Genomic DNA, 18,270 nt, shown 5'->3' with positions numbered 1-18,270 from the left:
AGTATGCGTGATGGGGGCAACGGAGCCGCATGAGCTGAGGGCGACCGCCGAGTCGTTCGGTGTTGATGCCGCGCGTTATGACCGTGCGCGGCCCAGGTATCCCGAGGAGCTGATCGACCGCCTGGCCATCGCCGGGTCGGAGGTGCTCGACGTCGGTACGGGGACCGGAATCGTCGCGCGGCAGCTCCAGGAAAGGGGCAAGGCGGTGCTCGGCGTGGAGCCCGACGAGCGGATGGCCGAGTTCGCGCGAAGGCAGAACGTCGACGTCGAAGTGGCCTCCTTCGAGACCTGGGACGCGAAGGGCCGCACCTTCGACGCCGTCGTCTCCGGGCAAGCCTGGCATTGGGTCGATCCCGTCGAGGGCGCCAAGAAGGCGGCCGAAGTGCTGAAGCCCGGGGGAGTGCTCGTCCTGTTCTGGCACCTGTTCGTGCCACCGCGGGACATCGCACGGGCGTTCGGCGAGGCCTTCACCCAAGCCGTCCCGGAATCACCGATCAAGTTCGACGCGACCAAAGCGCCGACGCCCGACGCGTACCGGCCGTTGATCGAAAAAACCTTCAGCAGCGGCTGGAATGAACCACAAAAGCACGAATACCACTGGCGGCAGAACTACAGCCGCGACGAATACCTGGACCTGCTCCCCACCCAGGGCGTCCTCACTCGCGTCTCCGAACAACAGCGAAACGCGGTACTGACCGCCGTGGGCGCCGTCATCGACGCCCGCGGCGGTCAGTTCACCTGCGACTACACGACGGTGCTCTTCACCGCCGCGAAGAGCTGACTCAGTCCTGCAACGAGAGCGCCTGGCTCGGGCAGACATTCACGGCCTCGCGAGCCTTCTCCACGAGCTCACCCTCGGGCGTCTCGTTGAGCACGATCACCGTGCCGTCGTCCTCGCTCTGGTCGAACAGGGCGGGCTCGGTGAGCACGCACTGGCCGGCGCCGACGCACTTGCCGGTGTCCGCGATGATCTTCATGACTTCCTCTTCCTGGCTCGTGGTGGGAGCAGACTGATCTCTACCAGGTCACCGGCAGCCGGTACAGCCCGTAGATCGACGCGTCTTCCTTGAACGGCAGGTAGTCCACGTCGACGGCCAGCCGCAGCGAAGGGATGCGCCGGAACAGCGTGTCGAAGACGATCTGCAGCTCGGCGCGCGCGAGGTTCTGGCCCAGGCACTGGTGCGGCCCGAAACCGAACGCGACGTGGTGGCGCGCCCCGCGCGTGATGTCCAGCTTCGAAGGCTCGTCGAACACGGCCGGATCCCAGTTGGCGGTGTACCCGAGCGCGAGCACCCCTTCCCCCGCCCGGATGGTGACGCCGTCGAGCTCCACGTCCTCCACCGCGACGCGCGCGGTGGCCGTGTCGACGATCGTGAAGTAGCGCAGCAGCTCCTCGACCGCGTCGAGCGTCTTGCCCGGGTCGGCCTTGATCGTCTCCAGCTGCGAGGGGTTCTGCAGCAAGCCGACGGTGCCGAGCGAGATCATGTTCGCCGTGGTCTCGTGGCCCGCGACGAGCAGCAGGAACGACAGGCCCAGCACCGCGCCGTGCTCGTAGTTGCCTTCCTCGCGCAACTTCACGATCTGCCGGCCCAGCAGGTCGTCGCCCGGGTCGGCTTCCTTCGTGGTGATCAGCTGGCCGAGGTAACCGCGCACGCGCTCGAACGCCGCGCGCCGCTCTTCGAAGCTCACCGTGCGCTTGAGCAGCTTCGCGGTGTTCTCCTGGAAGAAGTCGTGCTCGGAGTACGGCACGCCGAGCAGCTCGCAGATCACGAGCGACGGGACCGGCAGCGACAGTTTCTCGACCAGGTCGACAGGCCCTTCGGACGCGAGGATCTCGTCGATCAATCCGTCGACGATCTCCTGGATCCGCGGCCGCATCGCGTTCACGCGCTTCACCGTGAACTCGCCCAGCACCGACTTGCGCGCGGGGCCGTGCTCCGGCGCGTCCATCGTGATCATCGTGCGCTCGGCGTTGGTCTGGCGGAAGACGTTGCCGCCCTTGACCAGGATCGGGAAGTTCGGGTTGAAGCGGTCGGAGGAGAAGCGGCGGTCGTTGAGCACCGTCCGCACGTCCTCGTGCCGCGAGACCACCCAGGCTTCCTTGCCATCGGGGATCTTCACGCGCGTGATCGGCTGTTCCTCGCGGATCTGCGTGTACTCCTCGGGCGGTGCGAACGGGCACTTTCGCGCCACCGGCAGTTCGAGTTCCTCGGCCGTGGTCATCGCTCCTCCTTCACCGGGTCACGGGCAGTTCGTAGAGGCCGTAGATGAGCGCGTCGTCCTTGAACGGCAGCTCGTCGACGTCGACGGCCAGCTGCAGAGAAGGGATCCGGCGGAACAGCGTGTCGAACACGATCTGCAGCTCCGTCCGCGCGAGATTCTGGCCCAGGCACTGGTGTGGCCCGAACCCGAACGCCACGTGGTGGCGAGCCCCGCGCTCGATGTCGAACGCCGACGAATCCTCGAACGCCTCGGGGTCCCAGTTCGCCGCATACGTCATCACCACCACGCCGTCGCCGGCGGGAATGGTGACGCCGCCGATCTCGACGTCCTCCTTCGCCATACGCGTGGTGTTGTCGACGATGGAGAAGTAGCGCAGCAGCTCCTCGACGGCGGTCAGCGTCTTGGCCGGGTCGGCTTTGATCAGCGCGAGCTGCTCCGGGTTCCGCAGGAACGCGACGGTGCCGAGCGAGATCATGTTCGCCGTGGTCTCGTGCCCGGCCGCGAGCAGCAGGAACGCGAGGCTGACGAGCTTCGCTCGGTCGTACGTGCCGTCTTCGCGCCGCTTCGCGATCTGCCGGCTGATGAGGTCGTCACCAGGGTCGGCTTCCTTCTTCGCGATGAGCTCGCCCATGTACGCCTGCACGCGCTCGAACGCGGCGCGCCGGTCTTCCGCGGTGGTCGCGCGGTTGATCAGCTGTTTGGTGTTCTCCTGGAAGAAGTCGTGGTCTTCGTAGGGGACACCGAGCATTTCGCAGATCACGAGCGAGGGGACCGGCAGCGCGAGCTTCTCCACCAGGTCGACGGGCCCGTCGGCTTCGAGGATGTCGTCGATCAGGCCGTCGACGATCTCCTGGATCCGCGGCTTCAGCTCCGCGACACGCTTGACGGTGAACTCCCCGAGCACCGCCTTGCGTTCCGGGCCGTGCTGCGGCGCGTCCATCGCCAGCATCGTGCGCTCGGCCTCGGTGCGGCGGATGACGTTGCCGCCCGGGACGAGCGTCGGGAAGTCGGGGTGGAGGCGGTCGGCGGAGAACCGCGGGTCGTTGAGCACGGCCCGCACGTCCTCGTGCCGCGAGACCGTCCAGGCTTGCTTGCCGTCCGGGATCTTCACCCGGTGCACGGGTGCCTCTTCGCGCGTGGCCGTGTACTCCTCCGGCGGCGCGAACGGGCACTTCCGGGCGACCGGGAGTTCCTCCATCGCGGTCATGCTTCCTCCCTCACCAGGTGACGGGCAGACAGTGGAGACCGAAGATCGCGGAATCGTGCTTGAACGGCAGCTGGTCGACCGGGGCGGCCAACTTCAGGGTCGGGATGCGGCGGAAGAGCGTGTCGAACACGATCTGCAGCTCCATGCGCGCGAGGTTCTGGCCGAGGCACTGGTGCGCGCCGAAGCCGAACGCCACGTGCTTGCGCCCGCCGCGGGTGATGTCGAGCTTTTCGGGCTCGGGGAAGGCGTCGCCGTCGAAGTTGGCGGCGTAGCTCAGGCCCAGCACGCCCTCGCCGGCCTTGATCGTGACGCCCGCGAGCTCCACGTCCTCGACCGCGACGCGCGTGGTAGCGAACTCGGCGATGGTGAAGTAGCGCAGCAGCTCCTCCACGGCGTCGAGCGTCTTGCCGGGGTCGGCCTTGATCGCTTCGAGCTGGTCGGGGTTCTCCAGCAGCGCGACGGTGCCGAGCGAGATCATGTTCGCCGTGGTCTCGTGACCGGCGATGAGCAGCAGGAACGCGAGCGACGTGAGGTCGTCGCGGTCGTACTCGCCCTCTTCGCGTTTCTTCGCGATCTGGCGGCCGAGCAGGTCGTCGGCGGGCGTCTCTTCCTTGGCCGCGACCAGCTTGTCGAGGTACTCCTCCAGGGCGAGAACGGATTCCAGCCGCTCGTCGGAGGTGACCTCGCGGTTGAGGATGCGCGAGCTGTGCTTCTGGAAGAAGTCGTGGTCGGCGTAGGGGACGCCGAGCTGCTCGCAGATCACGAGCGAGGGCACTGGCAGCGACAGCGCCGAAACCAGGTCGGCGGGCTGGTCGCCGGCCAGCATCGCGTCGATGTGTTCGTCGACGATCTCCTGGATGCGCGGCTGCAGCGCCTTCATCCGCTTCACGGTGAACTCACCGACGACCTCGCGGCGTGCGGGGCCGTGCTCCGGCGCGTCCATGTTGATCAGCGACGGGTTCAGCTTGCGTTCGCGCCGCGGGGCTCCATCGCGGAACAGTACCGGGAAGCCGGGGTTGAAGCGGTTGGAGCTGAACCTGGGGTCGTTCAGCATCGCGCGCACGTCCTCGTGCTTCGACAGCACCCAGGCGCGCTGCCCGGAGTCGAGCTCGACGAGCTTCGCCCGCTCGTCCTCGAAACGCTTGTACTCCGGCGGCGGCGCGAACGGGCAGGTGCGCGCCATCGGGAAGCTGGCGAGCTCGGGTTCGGCAACTTCTGTCATGGTGGGATCCCCTTTTGGTGGTTTTGAACCTTTACGCAATGTATGTGGAGGATTACATTCCGGTTCATTGCCCACGGTACCGAAGCGGAGGATCTTCGTCCACTAGCAATGGGGTGACGGGTTGTGGTCGCAATGCGCGGAGCGCTGTCCATGCGAGAATTTGCGCGCGTAACGAGTTTCCGGCGAGCGGAAGGTGGGCCATGAGTGCGGATCCCCAGGTCCCCTTGCGCGCGGACGCGCGGCGCAACCGCGACCAGATCATCGCCGCGGCGCGCACGATCTTCGCGGAGTTCGGGCCCGAGGTGCCGATGGAGGAGATCGCCCGCGCGGCCGGCGTCGGCGTCGGCACGCTGTACCGGCGCTTCCCCGATCGCGAAGCGCTGATCCGGGCGGTCGCCGTCGACAACTTCTCGCGGGTGCTCGACGACGCGCGTGAGGCGGCCGAGCAGGAGCCGACGTCTTGGCAGGCGCTGGTGCGGCTGCTGCACCAGTCGGTTGAGCTGCACCTTTCCGTGCAGCTGGCGATGTTGTCGAAGAAGGCGCACGAGATCCTGAAGGAAGACCCGGCGATCGCGACGCTGCGCGAAGAGCTGCTGATCGAGCTGGAAGCGATGGTGCGGGGCGCGCAGAACGAGGGGACGTTGCGCACGGACGTCGCCGAGGGCGACGTGGCCATGCTGTTCGCGCTGCTGCTGCGTCAGCTGGAGTCTCGTTCGCCGGAAGTCGCCAAGATGTCCACCGCACGCAGCATCGCGATCATGATCGACGGGCTGCAGGCCCGGCCGGGGACGCCGTTGCCGGGTCGGCCGCTGGGCCGGCACGACATCAACTGAATCGCGCTGACCGGCTGAACGGCACTGGTCAACTGAACCGCGCCCGCGCGCGGGTTCACTCTTTGTGACGCTTCGGTGCGGCTGGGGTTGCGTTTCTGCGGCTGATCCCACAGCCGGACATCCCGCTTGTGGCGTGGACGTCTTTCCTGGTGAGAGCGACCGAGGGGAATGAATCACCAAAACGGTCGTTCTGCCGGGCGGAAAGGCTGCCCGGGCTTCGAACAAGGGGAGAGCCCGAAATGACCACACGCAAGACCATCAGCCGCGTTGTCGCCGCCGTCGCCGTGGCCGGGATCGCCGCCGGGGCAACGGCTCTGGCCGCCGGGACCGCGAGTGCGGCGCCTGCTTCGTCTGCTTCGTCGGTGCAGGCGTGCACGTCGAACCAGTTCACCTCGAAGCTCGTCTACGGCGGCGCGGGCGCGGGCAACCGCTACGGCGCCCTGCAGTTCACCGCCAACCCGGGCGAGCGCTGCTACCTGCCCGGCAACCTCGAGGTGGACCTTGTCGGCGCGCACAACGTGCTGATCAACAACCAGGCCCCGGCCGATGCGCCCGCCGTGGCGCTCGTCGACGGTTCCTCGGCCTACGTGCCGCTGCACTGGACCGGCATCGAGCCCTACGCCCAGCAGCAGACGCCCAACGGGCTCAACGTCGTGGCGCCGTCCGACTCCAACCAGCACGGTGACTACATCAACCCGAACATCACCGTGGACTGGACCCTCGGCGAGGTCGACGCCGACTCGGTCAGCCACACCATCGACGTCGGCGCGGTGACGCAGGGGCTCGCGCCGACTGCGTGACGGCTCTTCTTTCAGGGGCGGGCGGCACACCAGGGGGTGCCGCCCGCCCCTTTTCCGTTGGTCAGTCCGGAATCAGACGCCCAGCGGGTGCCAGACGGTCTTCGCCTCCAGGTACCGGCGCAGGCGCGAAAGGTCCGGAGTCGGCGTCCAGTCGGGTTCGGAGTCGGGGACCGTGAGCACACGCTTGACGGTGCCCGCGGCCTCGCGCGCCAGCGTGATGCGGTCTTCCGGTGTGGCGCCCGTCGGGTCGAGGGCGTTGACGTCACCGTGCGAGGCCAGCCACGGGCCGAGCTCGGCCGCGCGGCCGGTCAGCACGTTGGCGACGCCGCCGGGCAGGTCGGACGTCGCCAGGACCTCCGACAGCGTGATCGCCGGCAGCGGCCGTTCGGCACTCGAGACGACGACGGCCGTGGAACCGCCGGCCAGCACCGGCGCCAGCACGCTCACCAGGCCGAGCAGCGACGACTCCTGCGGCGCGAGCACGCCGACCACGCCCGTCGGCTCGGGCACGGTGAACGAGAAGTACGGCCCCGCAACGGGGTTCGCCGCGCCGAGCACCGACGCGATCTTGTCCGTCCACCCGGCGTACCAGACCCAGCGGTCGATGGCGGCGTCCACAAGGGACTCCGCCTGGCTCGGCGAGACGCCTTCCGACGCGGCGACCTCGCTCACGAACTGCTCGCGCCGGCCCTCCAGCATCTCGGCGACGCGGTAGAGCACCTGGCCGCGGTTGTAGGCCGTGGCGCCCGACCAGCCGGGGAAGGCTTTGCGCGCCGCCACGACGGCATCACGCACGTCCTTGCGCGACGCGTGCGCCGCGTTGGCCAGGAACTTCCCCTGCGGATCGGTGACGGGATAGACCCGGCCCGACTCCGAACGGGGGAAGGCCCCGCCGATGTAGAGCTTGTACGTCTTCGCGACGGATATGCGCGACTCAGACTGCTTTGAATCAGACACTGAGGTAGGCCTCCAGCCCCGTGCGGCCACCCTCGCGGCCGAACCCGGACTCCTGGTAGCCGCCGAACGGCGCGGCGGGGTCGAAGCGGTTGAACGTGTTGGCCCAGACGACGCCGGCCCGGAGCTTGTTCGCCATCCAGAGGATGCGCGAGCCCTTCTCGGTCCAGATGCCGGCCGACAGCCCATACGGCGTGTTGTTGGCCTTCGCGACGGCCTCGTCCGGCGTGCGGAACGTGAGCACCGACAACACTGGCCCGAAGATCTCCTCGCGCGCGATCCGCATCGACTGGTGCACGTCGGAGAACACCGTGGGAGCGAAGAAGAATCCGCGGTCGGGCACCGGGCACGGGCTGGTCCAGCGCTGCGCGCCCTCAGCGTCGCCCGATTCCACGAGCCCGCGGATCTTCGCCAGCTGCTCGGCGGAGTTGATGGCGCCGATGTCGGTGTTCTTGTCGAGCGGGTCGCCCATCCGCAGCGTCGAGACGCGGTAGCGCAGCTTTTCCATGACCTCCTCGGCCACGGATTCCTGCACCAGCAGCCGAGAACCCGCGCAGCAGACGTGGCCCTGGTTGAAGAAGATCCCATTGACGATCCCCTCCACGGCCTGGTCCAGCGGCGCGTCGTCGAACACGACGTTGGCCGCCTTGCCGCCCAGCTCCAGCGTGAGCTTCTTGCGCGTGCCCGCCACCGTGCGCTGGATCAGCTTGCCGACCTCGGTGGAGCCGGTGAACGCGATCTTGTCGACGTCACCGTGTTCGACGATGGCCGCACCGATGTCCCCGGCGCCCGGCAGGATGTTCACGACGCCCGGCGGCAGTTCCGCCTGCTGGCAGATCTCGGCGAACACCAGCGCCGTGAGCGGCGTGGTCTCCGCCGGCTTGAGGACGACGGTGTTGCCGGTGGCCAGCGCGGGCGCGATCTTCCACGCCAGCATCAGCAGCGGGAAGTTCCACGGGATCACCTGACCCGCGACGCCGAGCGGCTTCGGGTTCGGGCCATAGCCGGCGTATTCCAGCTTGTCGGCCCATCCGGCGTGGTAGAAGAAATGCGCGGCGGCCGTCGGGACATCGGAGTCGCGCGATTCCTTGATGGGCTTGCCGTTGTCGAGCGACTCCAGCACGGCCAGCTCGCGCGAGCGCTCCTGGATCAGGCGAGCGATGCGGAAGAGGTACTTCGCGCGTTCGCTGCCCGGCATCTTCGACCAGACGGTGTCGTAGGCTTTGCGCGCCGCGCGCACCGCGGTGTCCACATCGGACACCGACGCCGTGCCGACCTCGGCGAGGATTTCCTCGGTGGCCGGGTTCACCGTCTTGAGCGGCTCGCCCGAACCGTCGACGAACTCGCCGCCGATGAACGGCCGGTAGTGGTCCTTGAGGTTCGCGATGTCGCGCGACTCGGGCGCGGGGGCGTATTCGAAGATGCCCATGGTCAGTCCACCGTCACGTAGTCGGGGCCGCTGTAGTGGCCGTCCACCTGGGTGCGCCGCTGCAGCAGCAGGTCGTTGAGCAGGCTGGACGCGCCGAAGCGGAACAGGTCCGGGGTCAGCCACTGCTCGCCGGCCACCTCGTGCACGGCGACGAGGTACTTGATCGCGTCCTTCGCCGTGCGGATGCCGCCCGCGGGCTTCACGCCGCGCAGCTCGCCGGTCTGCTCGTGCCAGTCGTGCACCGCCTGCAGCATCACGTGGGTTACCGGCAGCGTCGCGGCGGGGGAGACCTTGCCGGTGGACGTCTTGATGAAGTCACCACCCGCCAGCAGCGCGAGCCACGACGCGCGGCGGACGTTGTCGTACGTCGCCAGCTCGCCGGTTTCCAGGATCACCTTCAGATGCGCTTCCCCGCACGCCGCCTTGATCGCGCGGATCTCGTCGAAGACGTCCATGTAGCGGCCCTCGAGGAACGCGCCGCGGTCGATCACCATGTCGACCTCGTCGGCGCCGTACTCCACGGCCAGCCTCGTGTCGGCCAGCTTGACCTCACGGCTGGTGCGCCCGGACGGGAACCCGGTCGCGACGCTCGCCACGTGCACGGCACTGCCCTTGAGCGCGTCGACCGCGGCCTCGACCATGTCGGGGTACACGCACACGGCGGCCACGCGCGGGCAGTCCTGCCGCTCCGGGTCCGGGCGCAGGGCCTTCGCCGCCAGCCCGCGGACCTTGCCGCGTGTGTCGGCGCCTTCCAGCGTGGTCAGGTCGACCATCGAGATGGCGGTGTCGATCGCCCAGCGCTTGGCGTCTTTCTTGATGCTGCGTGTGCCCAAGGCCGCCGCTCGCTGCTCGACCCCGACCTGGTCGACGCCGGGCAGCCCGTGCAGGAACCGCCGCAGGCTCGCTTCGTCGCGAGTCACGTCCGCCAGCGGCGCCGGGGTGTCCGGTGCCGCGTTCGGGCTGGTGGTTGTGGTCATGCCTGTGAGTGTAGGTCGGCCACGTCCTGTGCCGGGTCACTCACGGAAATCTGTGGATTACTCGACGGTGGTCTGCACGACACTGGGCTGTTTCCCGTTCGCGAGGAACTCGTGCAGTCCGCGGCGCACAGTGGCGATGGGCACTTCGGCGTCGGCCGGGACCTCGGAAAGGTTGCCCTGGTAGACGTACTCGACAAACTCGTCGGGGCTGCCGCTGCCACTGGTACTCCCACCCGGCTCGTCGTGGTAGATGATGAAGCCGACCGCCTCGCCGAGGCCCACCTCGAGCACGGGGTAGCCGGTGCGGCCCTTGATGCCGACCTGGATCATCTGGCCGAGCCGGTTGTCCCGCGTTTCGTTGAGCACGCGGTCGAGCAATTGGTCGAGCGCGGCGGCGGTGCTCACGACGATGGCCGGGTCGCCTTCGGCGAAATCGTTCTCCGGCTCTTGGTCGTACCAGATCTCTAGCTCGACCACTTCTTTCCTCCCCTGAACGTCTTGCGGTAGTTCGGTCCGTGCACGGTGATCGAGTATCCCGTCGGCAGGATGACGGGGAGCAGGCGGTCGCACCCGAGCAGCCCGACGCACGGTCGATTGTTGATCACGAGGTCGAGGTGCCGCATTCCCTGCTCCACCATCCGCACCGCGATTTCATTTCCACGTGTTCGGTGATTGTGGGCCGTCTGGCCGATGAGAGACCCGCCGCTTGCAGCTGGCGCCAGGCTTCCTCGGCATCGTCATCTCTTCCGCTGGCGATCTGCCGGATGACACCCGACTCGTCGATCCAAGTGCCGTGCGTTTTCTTGCCGTCGGGGTTCGGCTTGGGCACAGGGGTGGGGAGACCGGCACGCAATTCCTCGATCTTGCCTGGTGGTAGTCCTTCAGTCGCTGTCGAGGACCCTTTTCCGGAAGCCTCCGGTCGCTCGGACGTCGGCCGTGGCGATTCCGCCTCTCCGATCTTGGCCAGGTAGTCGGTGAGCCGTCGGGCGGTCGAAGCCAGAGTCTGGTTCACACGATCCAGCGATCGCATCGCTTCGGCGAGAAGGCCTACTGCATCGCCGGCGTCCTGGTCGTCGGTGCCTATGACTGCGTCGCGAAGAGCCGCATGAGCGTCCTCGAGCGCTCGTCCGGCGTGGTCGAGGGAGGCGCCTCGGAGTGCGCTGATCGTGGCGGCGACTGCGCGGACAACCTCCTCCACGGACATCGGAACGCGGCTCAGGACTCGATTTGCCGGTTGTCCTTCTTCGCCTTCTTGCGGTACACGACCACGCCGCCCCAAAAGGCGAGGCCGTTGATGGTCAGGGTGGGAGCCGTGGGGGGCGCGGGTGGGGCGCCGGATTTGTCTTCGAGGACGAAGCCGCCCATGAGGCCGAGGCCGGTGACGTCGACGTTGATGTCGTCGGGGACCGTGATCTCGATGCCGCCCATGATGGCGACGGCGGTGATGGTCGACTGTTTGTCGGCGAAGCGGGCGCTGCGGAGGTCGATTTCCGCGCCGCCCCAGAAGGCGACGCTGGTGTGCTGGGGCGGGAGCACCCAGCTGCCCTTGCGGACGGCGCCGGAGAGGACGCCGATCGAGACGTTCGAGCCCGGGTGGCCGCCGATGCGGTTGTCGGGGAGGCCGAGGGCACGGCTGGTGGCCGGCTGCAGGGCCGAAGAGGGCGCTGCGGGCGTGGTCGGCGACGCGCCGATCGGCAGGTCGCGGGTCACGGGCTTCAGCTCGCCGATGGTCTTCGCCGCGTAGACGGTGGAGAGCCGCTCTTCGAGCTCGGTGATCGTGATGCGGCCCTCGGACAGGGCTTGGTGCAGAACCTGCGCGACCTGCTCGCGGTCGGCGTCGGAGGCCCGCATCTGGTCGGGGCTCGGAAGGGCTGCGTCGTCACTCACCCGGGGCAGCCTAGCCCGGTCGGGGTCGCTCGGGGTCCATCCAACGACGGATAAGGGCCAAGATGGGGCGATGGCATCTGCTCTGGTGGGGACCCTCGCACTGCCCGACGGCGCCGTGCTGCGCGGACGGGGCCTCGGCCGGCCGAAGCCGGAAGGCCCGGAGCCGACGTATGGCCTGTACCTCGGGTCGGGCCGGCTGCGGCGCAAGTACGACGGTGGGCTCACCTGGGACCACGACTGGATTCGCTGGCCGGACTTCCTGCTGCCGCTGAACTGGGCTGATGCGCGGGGCAAGATCCTGGCGCTGCACGCCCGCGCGCTGGCGGGGGAATCGGTGGAGGTGGCTTGCTACGGAGGGGTCGGCCGCACCGGGACGGTCCTCGCTTGTCTTGCCACGCTCTCCGGCCTCGGGGCCGACGAAGCCGTGACATGGGTACGCGAGAACCACCACCACCGGGCCGTCGAAACGGCCTGGCAGCGGCAGTGGGTTCGCTGGTTCGCTAGCGCGCGGAGCTGAGGAAGGCGACCCAGGCGCCCGGCGAGACGGTCAGGTGACCACCTGCGCGATCCTTGGTGTCCCGGATCCCGATCTCGACCGGTGAGGTGGCAACTTCGACGCAGTTGGACTGGTCGGTGGTGTAGGAGCTCTGCCGCCAGGCTGCGAACTCGACGCAGTTGGACTGGTTGGTGGTGTAGGAGCTCTTGCGCCACTCGGCCTGAGCGAAGTCGGGGGCGATCATGTTTCATACTCCTCACGTTGAGACGTCTCGCCGATCATATCGGCAATCAGCCGTGCCGAGTCGCCAGTTGACAGCGCTACCGAGCGAACATCACGCCAAGCTGACTTGATCGTGTCGACGAAGTCGTCTTCTTCGAGGAAGCTGTTGGTTCCGCGGGTCTCGACATGCGCGAGTGTTGGTTCGTTGAAGAACTCGAGCAGGACAAACGGCCCTTGTAATCCGGCATGCGCCCTGGTCGCGAAGGGGACAATTTGGAATGTGACGTTCGACCTGCGACCGACGAGCAGGAGGTGGTGGAGCTGGGCGCGCATGGTTTCTTGGTCGCCGATCGGCCGATGAAGGGCCATCTCATCGACCAGAAGATGCACAATGGGCGCGTTGCTCCGGCTGAGAATCAACTGGCGCTTGGCCCGCGCGGCAACAAGGCTTTCGAGCTCTGCTTCTGTGAGCTTCGGGTCGCCGCCGTGAAGTAGGGCGCGGGCGTACTCTGGAATCTGCGCGATGCCAGGGATCAGCAGGGTCTCGTAGTTCTTGATGACCGAAGCCTGCTCCTCGAACCGGATCAGGTCCTTCCACGTTGGTGGCAACTTCCCGTTCACTTCATGCCAGTTGCGCTCCTCGCCACCCCTCACGAGCGCCATGAGCTCTTGCCGCAGATCCGACGGAGCCTGCAGGAAACCCAGGATCGCCGCGACGTCGTCGGGGTACAGGCCACGGTCGCCCGTTTCCATGCGGGAGATCTTGCTCTCCGAGAAGTCCACGCCCTCGGCCACCTGTTTGCAGGTCATTTTGCGCAGCACCCGAAGCCGGCGCAGTTCGCCGGAAACTCTCCGCTGGCGAACGGAAACCCCTTTGTTCTTCGTCATGGGCACACTTTGTCCTCTTGCCACGGTGGCACGAAAGATCGCTCACCTGAAGGAAGGTTGCGTGCGGTTCTGGCATCGGGAGAACGTTTGGCTCGTGTTCTCGCGGAGGAGGAAACCCATGCGCCAGTCTTGGAAGATCAGTGGATCGTACGCCAACTGGAGGATGATTGTCTGCATCGAGCCGCCGGATGATGCGAACGTGGCGGATGTGCCGGCGTGGCCGTTCGACAAGCTGGCTCCTGTCGTCGGGCATTTCTTCGAGGCGGTGAACTACTACGAGATGAGCCGAGACGCGGACGACACCCGGCAGCTGAGTTAGACGGTAAGTTAGGCGGCATGGATGTGCACGTCGTCGATCACCCGCTGGCCAAGGCCCGCCTGTCCACGATGCGTGACGCGCGGACGGACAGCGCGGCGTTCCGGGCCGCGCTGCACGAGCTGACCGTGATGCTCGTGTACGAAGCCACCCGCGACGTGCCGGTGCGCACCGAGCGGATCCACACGCCCGTCGCGCGCACGGAGGCCTACCGGCTGGCCAGCCCGCCGCTGCTGGTCCCCGTGCTGCGCGCCGGCCTGGGCATGGCCGACGAGGCGCACAAGATGATCCCCGACGCGCAGATGGGGTTCGTCGGGCTCGCGCGCGACGAGGAGACCCTCAAGCCGACGCCCTACCTGGAATCGCTGCCGGAGTCGCTGGCCGACCGGCCCGTGATGGTGCTCGACCCGATGCTCGCGACGGGCGGGTCCATGGAATACACCATCCGGCTGCTCACCGACCGGGGTGCCACGGACGTCACGGCCATCTGCGCCCTGGCCGCCCCCGAAGGTCTGGCGCACCTGGAGAAGACGGGGCTGCCGGTGCGCGTGGTCACCGCGAGCATCGACGAGCGGCTCAACGACTCCGGCTTCATCGTCCCCGGGCTCGGCGACGCGGGAGACCGCCAGTACGGCGCGGTCTGAACCAAGCCGTCTGAATCAAGCCCTCTGAACCAAGCCGTCTGAACCACCAGAACAGCACCCACAACACTTCCGAGGTTCCCGGCCACTTCCCGGTGTGACCATCCAAGGGGCAACCGTGGACGCCGAGCTCTTCGGGCGCGCGGCAGGCGGGGACGAGAGGGCGTTCGGCGAGCTGTTCGAACGCCACGCGCAGGCGGTGTGGAACCACGCCTACCGGCCTGACCGGGTCGTGGGCGGTGGCCGAGGACCTGACGTCGAACACGTTCCTGATCGCTTGGCGCAAGCGGGCCGAGCTGAAGCTGATCAGGGACAGCGCGCTGCCGTGGCTGTACACCGTCGCGGGCAATCTCGCCCGCACGGAGCGCCGTGGAGCCCACCGGCGGCTGCGGCTGCTGAGCCGGATCCCGGAACCGCAGGTGGTTTGGGATCACGCCGAAGCCGTCGCGGCCCAGCTCGACGGCGAGGAACGCCTGAAGGCGATCCTTGACGCCGTCTCCCGGTTGCCCAAGGCACAGCGCCAGATCGTGGAGCTGTGCCTGCTGGGCGACGTCCCGACCGCCGACGCGGCGGCGCTGCTCGAAGTAGCGGAGGTCACCGTCCGCTCGCACCTGTCCCGGGCGCGAGCCCATTTGCGTGCCCTTCTGGAGGACGAATGATCGACAACCTCCCCCCGCGCCGCGAACTGCCGCCCGAGGTGCGCGACCGCATGCGGCTGCGTGTGCGAGCCGGGCTCGCCGACGCGAGCCGGGCCCCGCGCCGCCGTCCGATGTGGCTGGCGGCGGCGGCCGTCGTGGTGCTCGCGGCCGGTGCGGTGTTCGCGACGGGCGTATTGCGCGACGGCGCGAACGGGCCGGTCACGCCCGCCGCGCCGAACAAGGGGCGTAGCGCCGGGCAGGCGGTGCTCGATCGTTGCTGGAACGCGGCGAAGCCCTACAGCTCCGCCATCACCGATCCGCGGGGCTGGAACATCGAGTTCATCGCCGTCCACGGCGCCGCCACCGTGATCGCCGCGACGATCGGGGACAAGCCGGTGTTCTGCGAGGCGACGGCGACGTCGGTGACCGTCTCGGACCCGGGGGCGAAGCCCGTGCCGGTGCCCGGCACGAACACGAAGGTGCTCCTGCGCACGGCCGACGGCCTGGTCGCGGGGCTGGCGGACCCGTCATGGCAGAGCGTGCAGGCGGTTGCGCCGGGGTCGAACCTGCTGCTCGGCGGCCCTCCTGTTTCGACGGTTTCGTCGAAGTCCCGCCAGTTCGCGGTGTTCACCGACGCTGGGCCGGCCGTGCCGGTCGCCCTCGGACCGGTGCTGCCCCTCAGGCCGGTGGACGAGTCCGCTCTCGTGCCGGTCGTCCCGGCGCCGTTGGTGACGACGGTCGATCTCCCGGCGCCGGAGGAGCGGACGTCGGAAGCGGGCAAGTTCCTCGGTGAGTGCCTGGCCGGTTCCCAACTGCAGGTGGCCGACCGCGACGCCTACGTGGCAGGCGCCTACCTCAGCTGGAACAACCGCGAGTTCGTTGTCGCGCGGCTGGGGCAGCACGTGATCACCTGCTCGGCGCGCCCCTATCCGGGGAGGGTGGGGGACACCTACTACGCGGTCGACCCGACCGGCGGGCAGGGTGAGCTGAAGCCGGTCTCTGGGTTCGGCGCGCTCAGCTCGGTGCTGGCGCCGGTGAAGGAAACGGGTGAGCCTGAGCGACAGGTGTTCGCCGGCGGTGTGCCGCCGACGTGACGCGGGTTTCGGTCACCTACCCGGGCCGGCAGCCACAGGACGCGGTGCTGTCGCACGGCACCTTCGCGCTTTGGCACACCGACGCCGACAACTACCCGGATACGGACCCGGGGTCGAAGGTGAAGGCCTACGACGCCGCGGGAAACGTGGTGATCGAGGCGTCGCTCAAGCTGAGCTGACGGCGGCGGCGATCCTCGCCCCTTGTGGCGCTCACGCCGGGTTCGGTCCCTTGAGCCAGCCGGAAGCGTTGGCGCGCAAGGCTTCCTCGTACGCACCGCTCACGCTGAACTCCGGTGGCAGGTTCCCCGACAGCTCCAGCGACACCAGCCCGTGCACGAGTCCCCACGAGCTGACGATGATCACCTCGGGCGCGACGTCCGCGAACTGCCCCGACGCGATCCCGCGCCGGATGGTGTCCTCGAGCGGCTCGAGGGTCGTGCGGGCGAGGCGGTCGGCCTCGGCGTTGGGCTCGAAGCCGGGTACGGAGCGCGTGAACATGATCGCGTACAGGTGCGGATCGGCCTGCGCGCTGGCGCGGTAGGCGACGCCGAGGCGCACCAGATCCGCGACGGCGTCGCCGGTCCGCGCCACAGCGTTCAGCCGCTCGCCGAAGCGTCGGAATCCCTCGACGTACAGCGCGTTGACCAGGTCCGGCTTGCTGCCGAACAGCGAGTACACGGCCGTGGTCGACGTCCCGGCGTCGGCGGCCAGCTTGCGCAGGGACAGTGCCTTCGGGCCGTCGGCGGAGATCAGCTCGCCGGCCCGGTCCAGCAGCTTCAGCCGGAGGGCTTCGTCGTGCGTACGGGGACGGGGCATGCGCTCAGGGTAACGCAACGGTGTTACGGTACGCGACCGTCAGTCGGGTGATGTGGTCGGTCCAGGGTGTCGAGGGATGGGCGTGAGTTCGCGGGCCGGCGCGCATTTCACCGGGGTTGCCCGGCTGACCTGCGCAATCCGGGCATCACCCCACCCGGTCGGGATTTGACCTGGAGCGCACTCCAGGTCGTACTGTCGAGCGTATGAGCTACTCGATAGCGGAAGCCGCACGACGTAGCGGCCTGTCGATCGACACCCTTCGGTACTACGAGCGGATCAAGCTCCTGGACCCGCCGGCCCGCGACGCGGCGGGGCGACGCGCGTATTCGGACGACGATCTGAACTGGCTCGGGTTCCTCACCAAGCTGCGGCTCACCGGCATGCCCATCAAGAGCATGCGCGAGTACGCGTCACTGCGGCGCCACGGCGTCGCGAGCGCCGGGCGCCGCAAGGCGATCCTCGTGGAGCAGCGCCAGTCGGTAGCCGACCGGATCGCCGAGCTCCAGGGGTGCCTGGACATTCTGGATTACAAGATCAGCAACTACGACCAGGTGGAACGCAAGGTCCTCGGCCACGTGTCCGCCATGGAGGAGATCTCCGCGTGATCGCTACGAGGAAACTCGGTGAGCTGGAAGTAAGCGCCCAGGGACTGGGCTGCATGGGAATGAGCCAGGCCTACGGCGTGCGCGACGACGACAGCGAGTCGATCGCCACCGTGCACCGCGCGCTGGAGCTGGGTGTGACGCTGCTGGACACGGCCAACGTGTACGGGGCGGGCGAGAACGAGAAGCTGGTCGGCCGCGCGATCGCGGACCGGCGCGACCAGGTGGTGCTGGCCACCAAGTTCGGCATCGTGTGGAAGGACGGCGGCATGAGCGCGCGCGGCGACGCCGCGTACGTGAAGCAGTGCTGCGACGAGTCGCTGCAGCGCCTGGGCGTCGACCACATCGATCTCTACTACCAGCACCGCGTGGACCCGGACACGCCCGTCGAGGAGACGTGGGGCGCGCTGGCTGAGCTCGTGGCTGCCGGAAAGATCCGCTACGCCGGGATTTCCGAGGCGAACGCCGACACGATCCGGCGCGCCCACGCGGTGCACCCGGTCACGGCGCTGCAGAGCGAATGGTCGCTGTGGACGCGGGGCATCGAGGACGAGATCCTCGCGACCTGCCGGGAGCTGGGCATCGGCGTGGTGCCGTTCTCGCCGCTGGGCCGCGGTTTCCTGACCGGAGCCGTGACGTCGGTGAAGGACCTGCCCGAGGACGACATGCGCCGCGGGATGCCGCGCTTCGCCGACGGCAACTTCGAGCGGAACATGGCCATTGTGGACGCTTTGCGCGCGCTGGCCGAGGCGAAGGGCGTGACCGCCGGGCAGCTCGCGCTCGCGTGGGTGCAGGCGCAAGGCGCCGACGTGGTACCGATTCCGGGCACGAAGCGGCGCAAGTACCTCGAAGAGAACGTCGCCGCGGCGCAACTGGAACTGTCCGAAGAGGACATCGCGGCGATCGAGCAGGCGGCTCCGGCCGACGCCGTGGCCGGGGCTCGTTACCCCGAGCGGCTCGCGCGCGCGGCCGGCAAGTAGAACCCCTTTCGTGAAGGGCCCCAGGGACTTCCGGGGCCCTTCACA

22 protein-coding genes and 2 pseudogenes are annotated in these 18,270 nt (G+C 68.3%); 11 read left to right on the top strand and 13 right to left on the bottom strand.

The genetic code is table 11. The features are described from left to right. Nucleotides 1-10: 10 nt before the first annotated feature. Nucleotides 11-781 (top strand): class I SAM-dependent methyltransferase, encoded by a 771-nt coding sequence (locus tag AB0383_RS13110; RefSeq protein WP_366187121.1) that lies wholly within the window; start codon nucleotides 11-13, stop codon nucleotides 779-781. 1 nt (nucleotide 782) lies between these two features. On the opposite strand, the gene AB0383_RS13105 is transcribed toward AB0383_RS13110, so the two are convergent. The 4 genes from AB0383_RS13105 to AB0383_RS13090 are packed head-to-tail and all read right to left on the bottom strand — an operon-like array spanning nucleotide 783 to nucleotide 4,652. Next, on the bottom strand, nucleotides 783-977 hold the full coding sequence (locus AB0383_RS13105) for a ferredoxin (protein ID WP_326568260.1): 195 nt from the start codon (nucleotides 975-977) through the stop codon (nucleotides 783-785). 40 nt (nucleotides 978-1,017) lie between these two features. After that, nucleotides 1,018-2,223, bottom strand: a complete 1,206-nt coding sequence (locus tag AB0383_RS13100) for a cytochrome P450 (RefSeq protein WP_366187119.1) — start codon at nucleotides 2,221-2,223, stop codon at nucleotides 1,018-1,020. Nucleotides 2,224-2,233: 10 nt separating this feature from the next. After that, the gene (locus AB0383_RS13095; RefSeq protein ID WP_366187117.1) at nucleotides 2,234-3,430 is read right to left on the bottom strand and encodes a cytochrome P450; all 1,197 of its coding nucleotides are present in this window, start codon (nucleotides 3,428-3,430) and stop codon (nucleotides 2,234-2,236) included. A 10-nt stretch (nucleotides 3,431-3,440) separates the two neighbouring features. After that, complete coding sequence (locus AB0383_RS13090) at nucleotides 3,441-4,652, bottom strand: cytochrome P450 (RefSeq protein ID WP_366187115.1); 1,212 nt, start codon at nucleotides 4,650-4,652, stop codon at nucleotides 3,441-3,443. Nucleotides 4,653-4,852: 200 nt separating this feature from the next. Here AB0383_RS13090 and AB0383_RS13085 point away from each other — a divergent pair, with 200 nt between their 5' ends. Both AB0383_RS13085 and AB0383_RS13080 read left to right on the top strand, forming a co-directional pair. Further along, nucleotides 4,853-5,485: a helix-turn-helix domain-containing protein gene (locus tag AB0383_RS13085; RefSeq protein ID WP_364181621.1), complete on the top strand. Its 633-nt coding sequence runs from the start codon at nucleotides 4,853-4,855 to the stop codon at nucleotides 5,483-5,485. A gap of 239 nt (nucleotides 5,486-5,724) precedes the next feature. Continuing rightward, nucleotides 5,725-6,285, top strand: coding sequence for a DUF4232 domain-containing protein (locus AB0383_RS13080; RefSeq protein WP_364181619.1), 561 nt, complete (start codon nucleotides 5,725-5,727; stop codon nucleotides 6,283-6,285). A 72-nt stretch (nucleotides 6,286-6,357) separates the two neighbouring features. On the opposite strand, the gene AB0383_RS13075 is transcribed toward AB0383_RS13080, so the two are convergent. From AB0383_RS13075 to AB0383_RS13050, 6 genes and pseudogenes are all read right to left on the bottom strand, one after another. Continuing rightward, nucleotides 6,358-7,242, bottom strand: a complete 885-nt coding sequence (locus AB0383_RS13075) for an aldehyde dehydrogenase family protein (RefSeq protein WP_366187112.1) — start codon at nucleotides 7,240-7,242, stop codon at nucleotides 6,358-6,360. Beyond that, nucleotides 7,235-8,668 carry an aldehyde dehydrogenase family protein gene (locus AB0383_RS13070; RefSeq protein WP_220246249.1) on the bottom strand — a complete coding sequence of 478 codons (1,434 nt, stop codon included), beginning with the start codon at nucleotides 8,666-8,668 and terminating at the stop codon, nucleotides 7,235-7,237. Before AB0383_RS13070 ends, AB0383_RS13075 begins: the two co-directional genes overlap by 8 nt. A gap of 2 nt (nucleotides 8,669-8,670) precedes the next feature. Next, nucleotides 8,671-9,645, bottom strand: coding sequence for a deoxyribose-phosphate aldolase (deoC, locus tag AB0383_RS13065; protein ID WP_360597305.1), 975 nt, complete (start codon nucleotides 9,643-9,645; stop codon nucleotides 8,671-8,673). 57 nt (nucleotides 9,646-9,702) lie between these two features. After that, nucleotides 9,703-10,122: an Imm1 family immunity protein gene (locus AB0383_RS13060; protein ID WP_366187109.1), complete on the bottom strand. Its 420-nt coding sequence runs from the start codon at nucleotides 10,120-10,122 to the stop codon at nucleotides 9,703-9,705. Beyond that, nucleotides 10,110-10,675 (bottom strand): annotated as a pseudogene (locus AB0383_RS13055) (DddA-like double-stranded DNA deaminase toxin). The gene AB0383_RS13060 and the pseudogene AB0383_RS13055 overlap by 13 nt, the downstream one beginning before the upstream one ends. Nucleotides 10,676-10,860: 185 nt before the next feature. Beyond that, nucleotides 10,861-11,496, bottom strand: coding sequence for a DUF1707 domain-containing protein (locus tag AB0383_RS13050; RefSeq protein WP_364181854.1), 636 nt, complete (start codon nucleotides 11,494-11,496; stop codon nucleotides 10,861-10,863). A 106-nt stretch (nucleotides 11,497-11,602) separates the two neighbouring features. Between AB0383_RS13050 and AB0383_RS13045 the strand changes: the two genes are divergently transcribed. Beyond that, the gene (locus AB0383_RS13045; protein ID WP_366187107.1) at nucleotides 11,603-12,049 is read left to right on the top strand and encodes a protein tyrosine phosphatase; all 447 of its coding nucleotides are present in this window, start codon (nucleotides 11,603-11,605) and stop codon (nucleotides 12,047-12,049) included. On the opposite strand, the gene AB0383_RS13040 is transcribed toward AB0383_RS13045, so the two are convergent. Together AB0383_RS13040 and AB0383_RS13035 are read right to left on the bottom strand one after the other, a co-directional pair. Next, on the bottom strand, nucleotides 12,033-12,272 hold the full coding sequence (locus AB0383_RS13040; RefSeq protein WP_366187102.1) for a DUF397 domain-containing protein: 240 nt from the start codon (nucleotides 12,270-12,272) through the stop codon (nucleotides 12,033-12,035). The two genes, AB0383_RS13045 and AB0383_RS13040, sit on opposite strands and share 17 nt — an antisense overlap. Further along, complete coding sequence (locus AB0383_RS13035; protein ID WP_364181606.1) at nucleotides 12,269-13,138, bottom strand: helix-turn-helix transcriptional regulator; 870 nt, start codon at nucleotides 13,136-13,138, stop codon at nucleotides 12,269-12,271. Before AB0383_RS13035 ends, AB0383_RS13040 begins: the two co-directional genes overlap by 4 nt. A 118-nt stretch (nucleotides 13,139-13,256) precedes the next feature. Between AB0383_RS13035 and AB0383_RS13030 the strand changes: the two genes are divergently transcribed. The 5 genes and pseudogenes from AB0383_RS13030 (at nucleotide 13,257) to AB0383_RS13010 (ending at nucleotide 16,006) form a co-directional block, all read left to right on the top strand. Next, nucleotides 13,257-13,457, top strand: coding sequence for a hypothetical protein (locus AB0383_RS13030; protein WP_220246255.1), 201 nt, complete (start codon nucleotides 13,257-13,259; stop codon nucleotides 13,455-13,457). Nucleotides 13,458-13,474: 17 nt separating this feature from the next. Beyond that, nucleotides 13,475-14,098: a uracil phosphoribosyltransferase gene (gene upp, locus AB0383_RS13025; RefSeq protein ID WP_220246256.1), complete on the top strand. Its 624-nt coding sequence runs from the start codon at nucleotides 13,475-13,477 to the stop codon at nucleotides 14,096-14,098. Nucleotides 14,099-14,198: 100 nt separating this feature from the next. Next, nucleotides 14,199-14,754 (top strand): annotated as a pseudogene (locus tag AB0383_RS13020) (RNA polymerase sigma factor). Continuing rightward, nucleotides 14,751-15,827 carry a hypothetical protein gene (locus AB0383_RS13015; protein ID WP_366187099.1) on the top strand — a complete coding sequence of 359 codons (1,077 nt, stop codon included), beginning with the start codon at nucleotides 14,751-14,753 and terminating at the stop codon, nucleotides 15,825-15,827. Before AB0383_RS13020 ends, AB0383_RS13015 begins: the two are co-directional and overlap by 4 nt. Then, the gene (locus AB0383_RS13010; RefSeq protein ID WP_366187097.1) at nucleotides 15,824-16,006 is read left to right on the top strand and encodes a hypothetical protein; all 183 of its coding nucleotides are present in this window, start codon (nucleotides 15,824-15,826) and stop codon (nucleotides 16,004-16,006) included. The genes AB0383_RS13015 and AB0383_RS13010 overlap by 4 nt, the downstream gene beginning before the upstream one ends. Nucleotides 16,007-16,037: 31 nt before the next feature. On the opposite strand, the gene AB0383_RS13005 is transcribed toward AB0383_RS13010, so the two are convergent. Continuing rightward, complete coding sequence (locus AB0383_RS13005) at nucleotides 16,038-16,643, bottom strand: TetR/AcrR family transcriptional regulator (protein ID WP_364181598.1); 606 nt, start codon at nucleotides 16,641-16,643, stop codon at nucleotides 16,038-16,040. Between the two features lie 203 nt (nucleotides 16,644-16,846). Here AB0383_RS13005 and AB0383_RS13000 point away from each other — a divergent pair, with 203 nt between their 5' ends. Both AB0383_RS13000 and AB0383_RS12995 read left to right on the top strand, forming a co-directional pair. Then, nucleotides 16,847-17,248, top strand: coding sequence for a MerR family transcriptional regulator (locus AB0383_RS13000; protein ID WP_220246259.1), 402 nt, complete (start codon nucleotides 16,847-16,849; stop codon nucleotides 17,246-17,248). Continuing rightward, the gene (locus tag AB0383_RS12995) at nucleotides 17,245-18,225 is read left to right on the top strand and encodes an aldo/keto reductase (RefSeq protein ID WP_366187094.1); all 981 of its coding nucleotides are present in this window, start codon (nucleotides 17,245-17,247) and stop codon (nucleotides 18,223-18,225) included. The genes AB0383_RS13000 and AB0383_RS12995 overlap by 4 nt, the downstream gene beginning before the upstream one ends. Nucleotides 18,226-18,270: the final 45 nt, after the last annotated feature.

The organism is Amycolatopsis sp. NPDC051373 (assembly GCF_040689465.1).
Taxonomy (GTDB): domain Bacteria; phylum Actinomycetota; class Actinomycetes; order Mycobacteriales; family Pseudonocardiaceae; genus Amycolatopsis.
The sequence above is the reverse complement of the archived record's forward strand: the minus strand, read 5'-3'. Positions and strand labels throughout refer to the sequence as shown.

What these genes read in the sequence shown, in the direction of transcription:
- AB0383_RS13110 (WP_366187121.1), top strand. Translation starts at nt 11, where the DNA reads ATGGGGGCAACGGAGCCGCATGAGCTGAGGGCGACCGCCGAGTCGTTC.
- AB0383_RS13105 (WP_326568260.1), bottom strand. Translation starts at nt 977, where the DNA reads ATGAAGATCATCGCGGACACCGGCAAGTGCGTCGGCGCCGGCCAGTGC.
- AB0383_RS13100 (WP_366187119.1), bottom strand. Translation starts at nt 2,223, where the DNA reads ATGACCACGGCCGAGGAACTCGAACTGCCGGTGGCGCGAAAGTGCCCG.
- AB0383_RS13095 (WP_366187117.1), bottom strand. Translation starts at nt 3,430, where the DNA reads ATGACCGCGATGGAGGAACTCCCGGTCGCCCGGAAGTGCCCGTTCGCG.
- AB0383_RS13090 (WP_366187115.1), bottom strand. Translation starts at nt 4,652, where the DNA reads ATGACAGAAGTTGCCGAACCCGAGCTCGCCAGCTTCCCGATGGCGCGC.
- AB0383_RS13085 (WP_364181621.1), top strand. Translation starts at nt 4,853, where the DNA reads ATGAGTGCGGATCCCCAGGTCCCCTTGCGCGCGGACGCGCGGCGCAAC.
- AB0383_RS13080 (WP_364181619.1), top strand. Translation starts at nt 5,725, where the DNA reads ATGACCACACGCAAGACCATCAGCCGCGTTGTCGCCGCCGTCGCCGTG.
- AB0383_RS13070 (WP_220246249.1), bottom strand. Translation starts at nt 8,668, where the DNA reads ATGGGCATCTTCGAATACGCCCCCGCGCCCGAGTCGCGCGACATCGCG.
- deoC (WP_360597305.1), bottom strand. Translation starts at nt 9,645, where the DNA reads ATGACCACAACCACCAGCCCGAACGCGGCACCGGACACCCCGGCGCCG.
- AB0383_RS13050 (WP_364181854.1), bottom strand. Translation starts at nt 11,496, where the DNA reads ATGCGGGCCTCCGACGCCGACCGCGAGCAGGTCGCGCAGGTTCTGCAC.
- AB0383_RS13045 (WP_366187107.1), top strand. Translation starts at nt 11,603, where the DNA reads ATGGCATCTGCTCTGGTGGGGACCCTCGCACTGCCCGACGGCGCCGTG.
- AB0383_RS13040 (WP_366187102.1), bottom strand. Translation starts at nt 12,272, where the DNA reads ATGATCGCCCCCGACTTCGCTCAGGCCGAGTGGCGCAAGAGCTCCTAC.
- AB0383_RS13035 (WP_364181606.1), bottom strand. Translation starts at nt 13,138, where the DNA reads ATGACGAAGAACAAAGGGGTTTCCGTTCGCCAGCGGAGAGTTTCCGGC.
- AB0383_RS13030 (WP_220246255.1), top strand. Translation starts at nt 13,257, where the DNA reads ATGCGCCAGTCTTGGAAGATCAGTGGATCGTACGCCAACTGGAGGATG.
- upp (WP_220246256.1), top strand. Translation starts at nt 13,475, where the DNA reads ATGGATGTGCACGTCGTCGATCACCCGCTGGCCAAGGCCCGCCTGTCC.
- AB0383_RS13015 (WP_366187099.1), top strand. Translation starts at nt 14,751, where the DNA reads ATGATCGACAACCTCCCCCCGCGCCGCGAACTGCCGCCCGAGGTGCGC.
- AB0383_RS13005 (WP_364181598.1), bottom strand. Translation starts at nt 16,643, where the DNA reads ATGCCCCGTCCCCGTACGCACGACGAAGCCCTCCGGCTGAAGCTGCTG.
- AB0383_RS13000 (WP_220246259.1), top strand. Translation starts at nt 16,847, where the DNA reads ATGAGCTACTCGATAGCGGAAGCCGCACGACGTAGCGGCCTGTCGATC.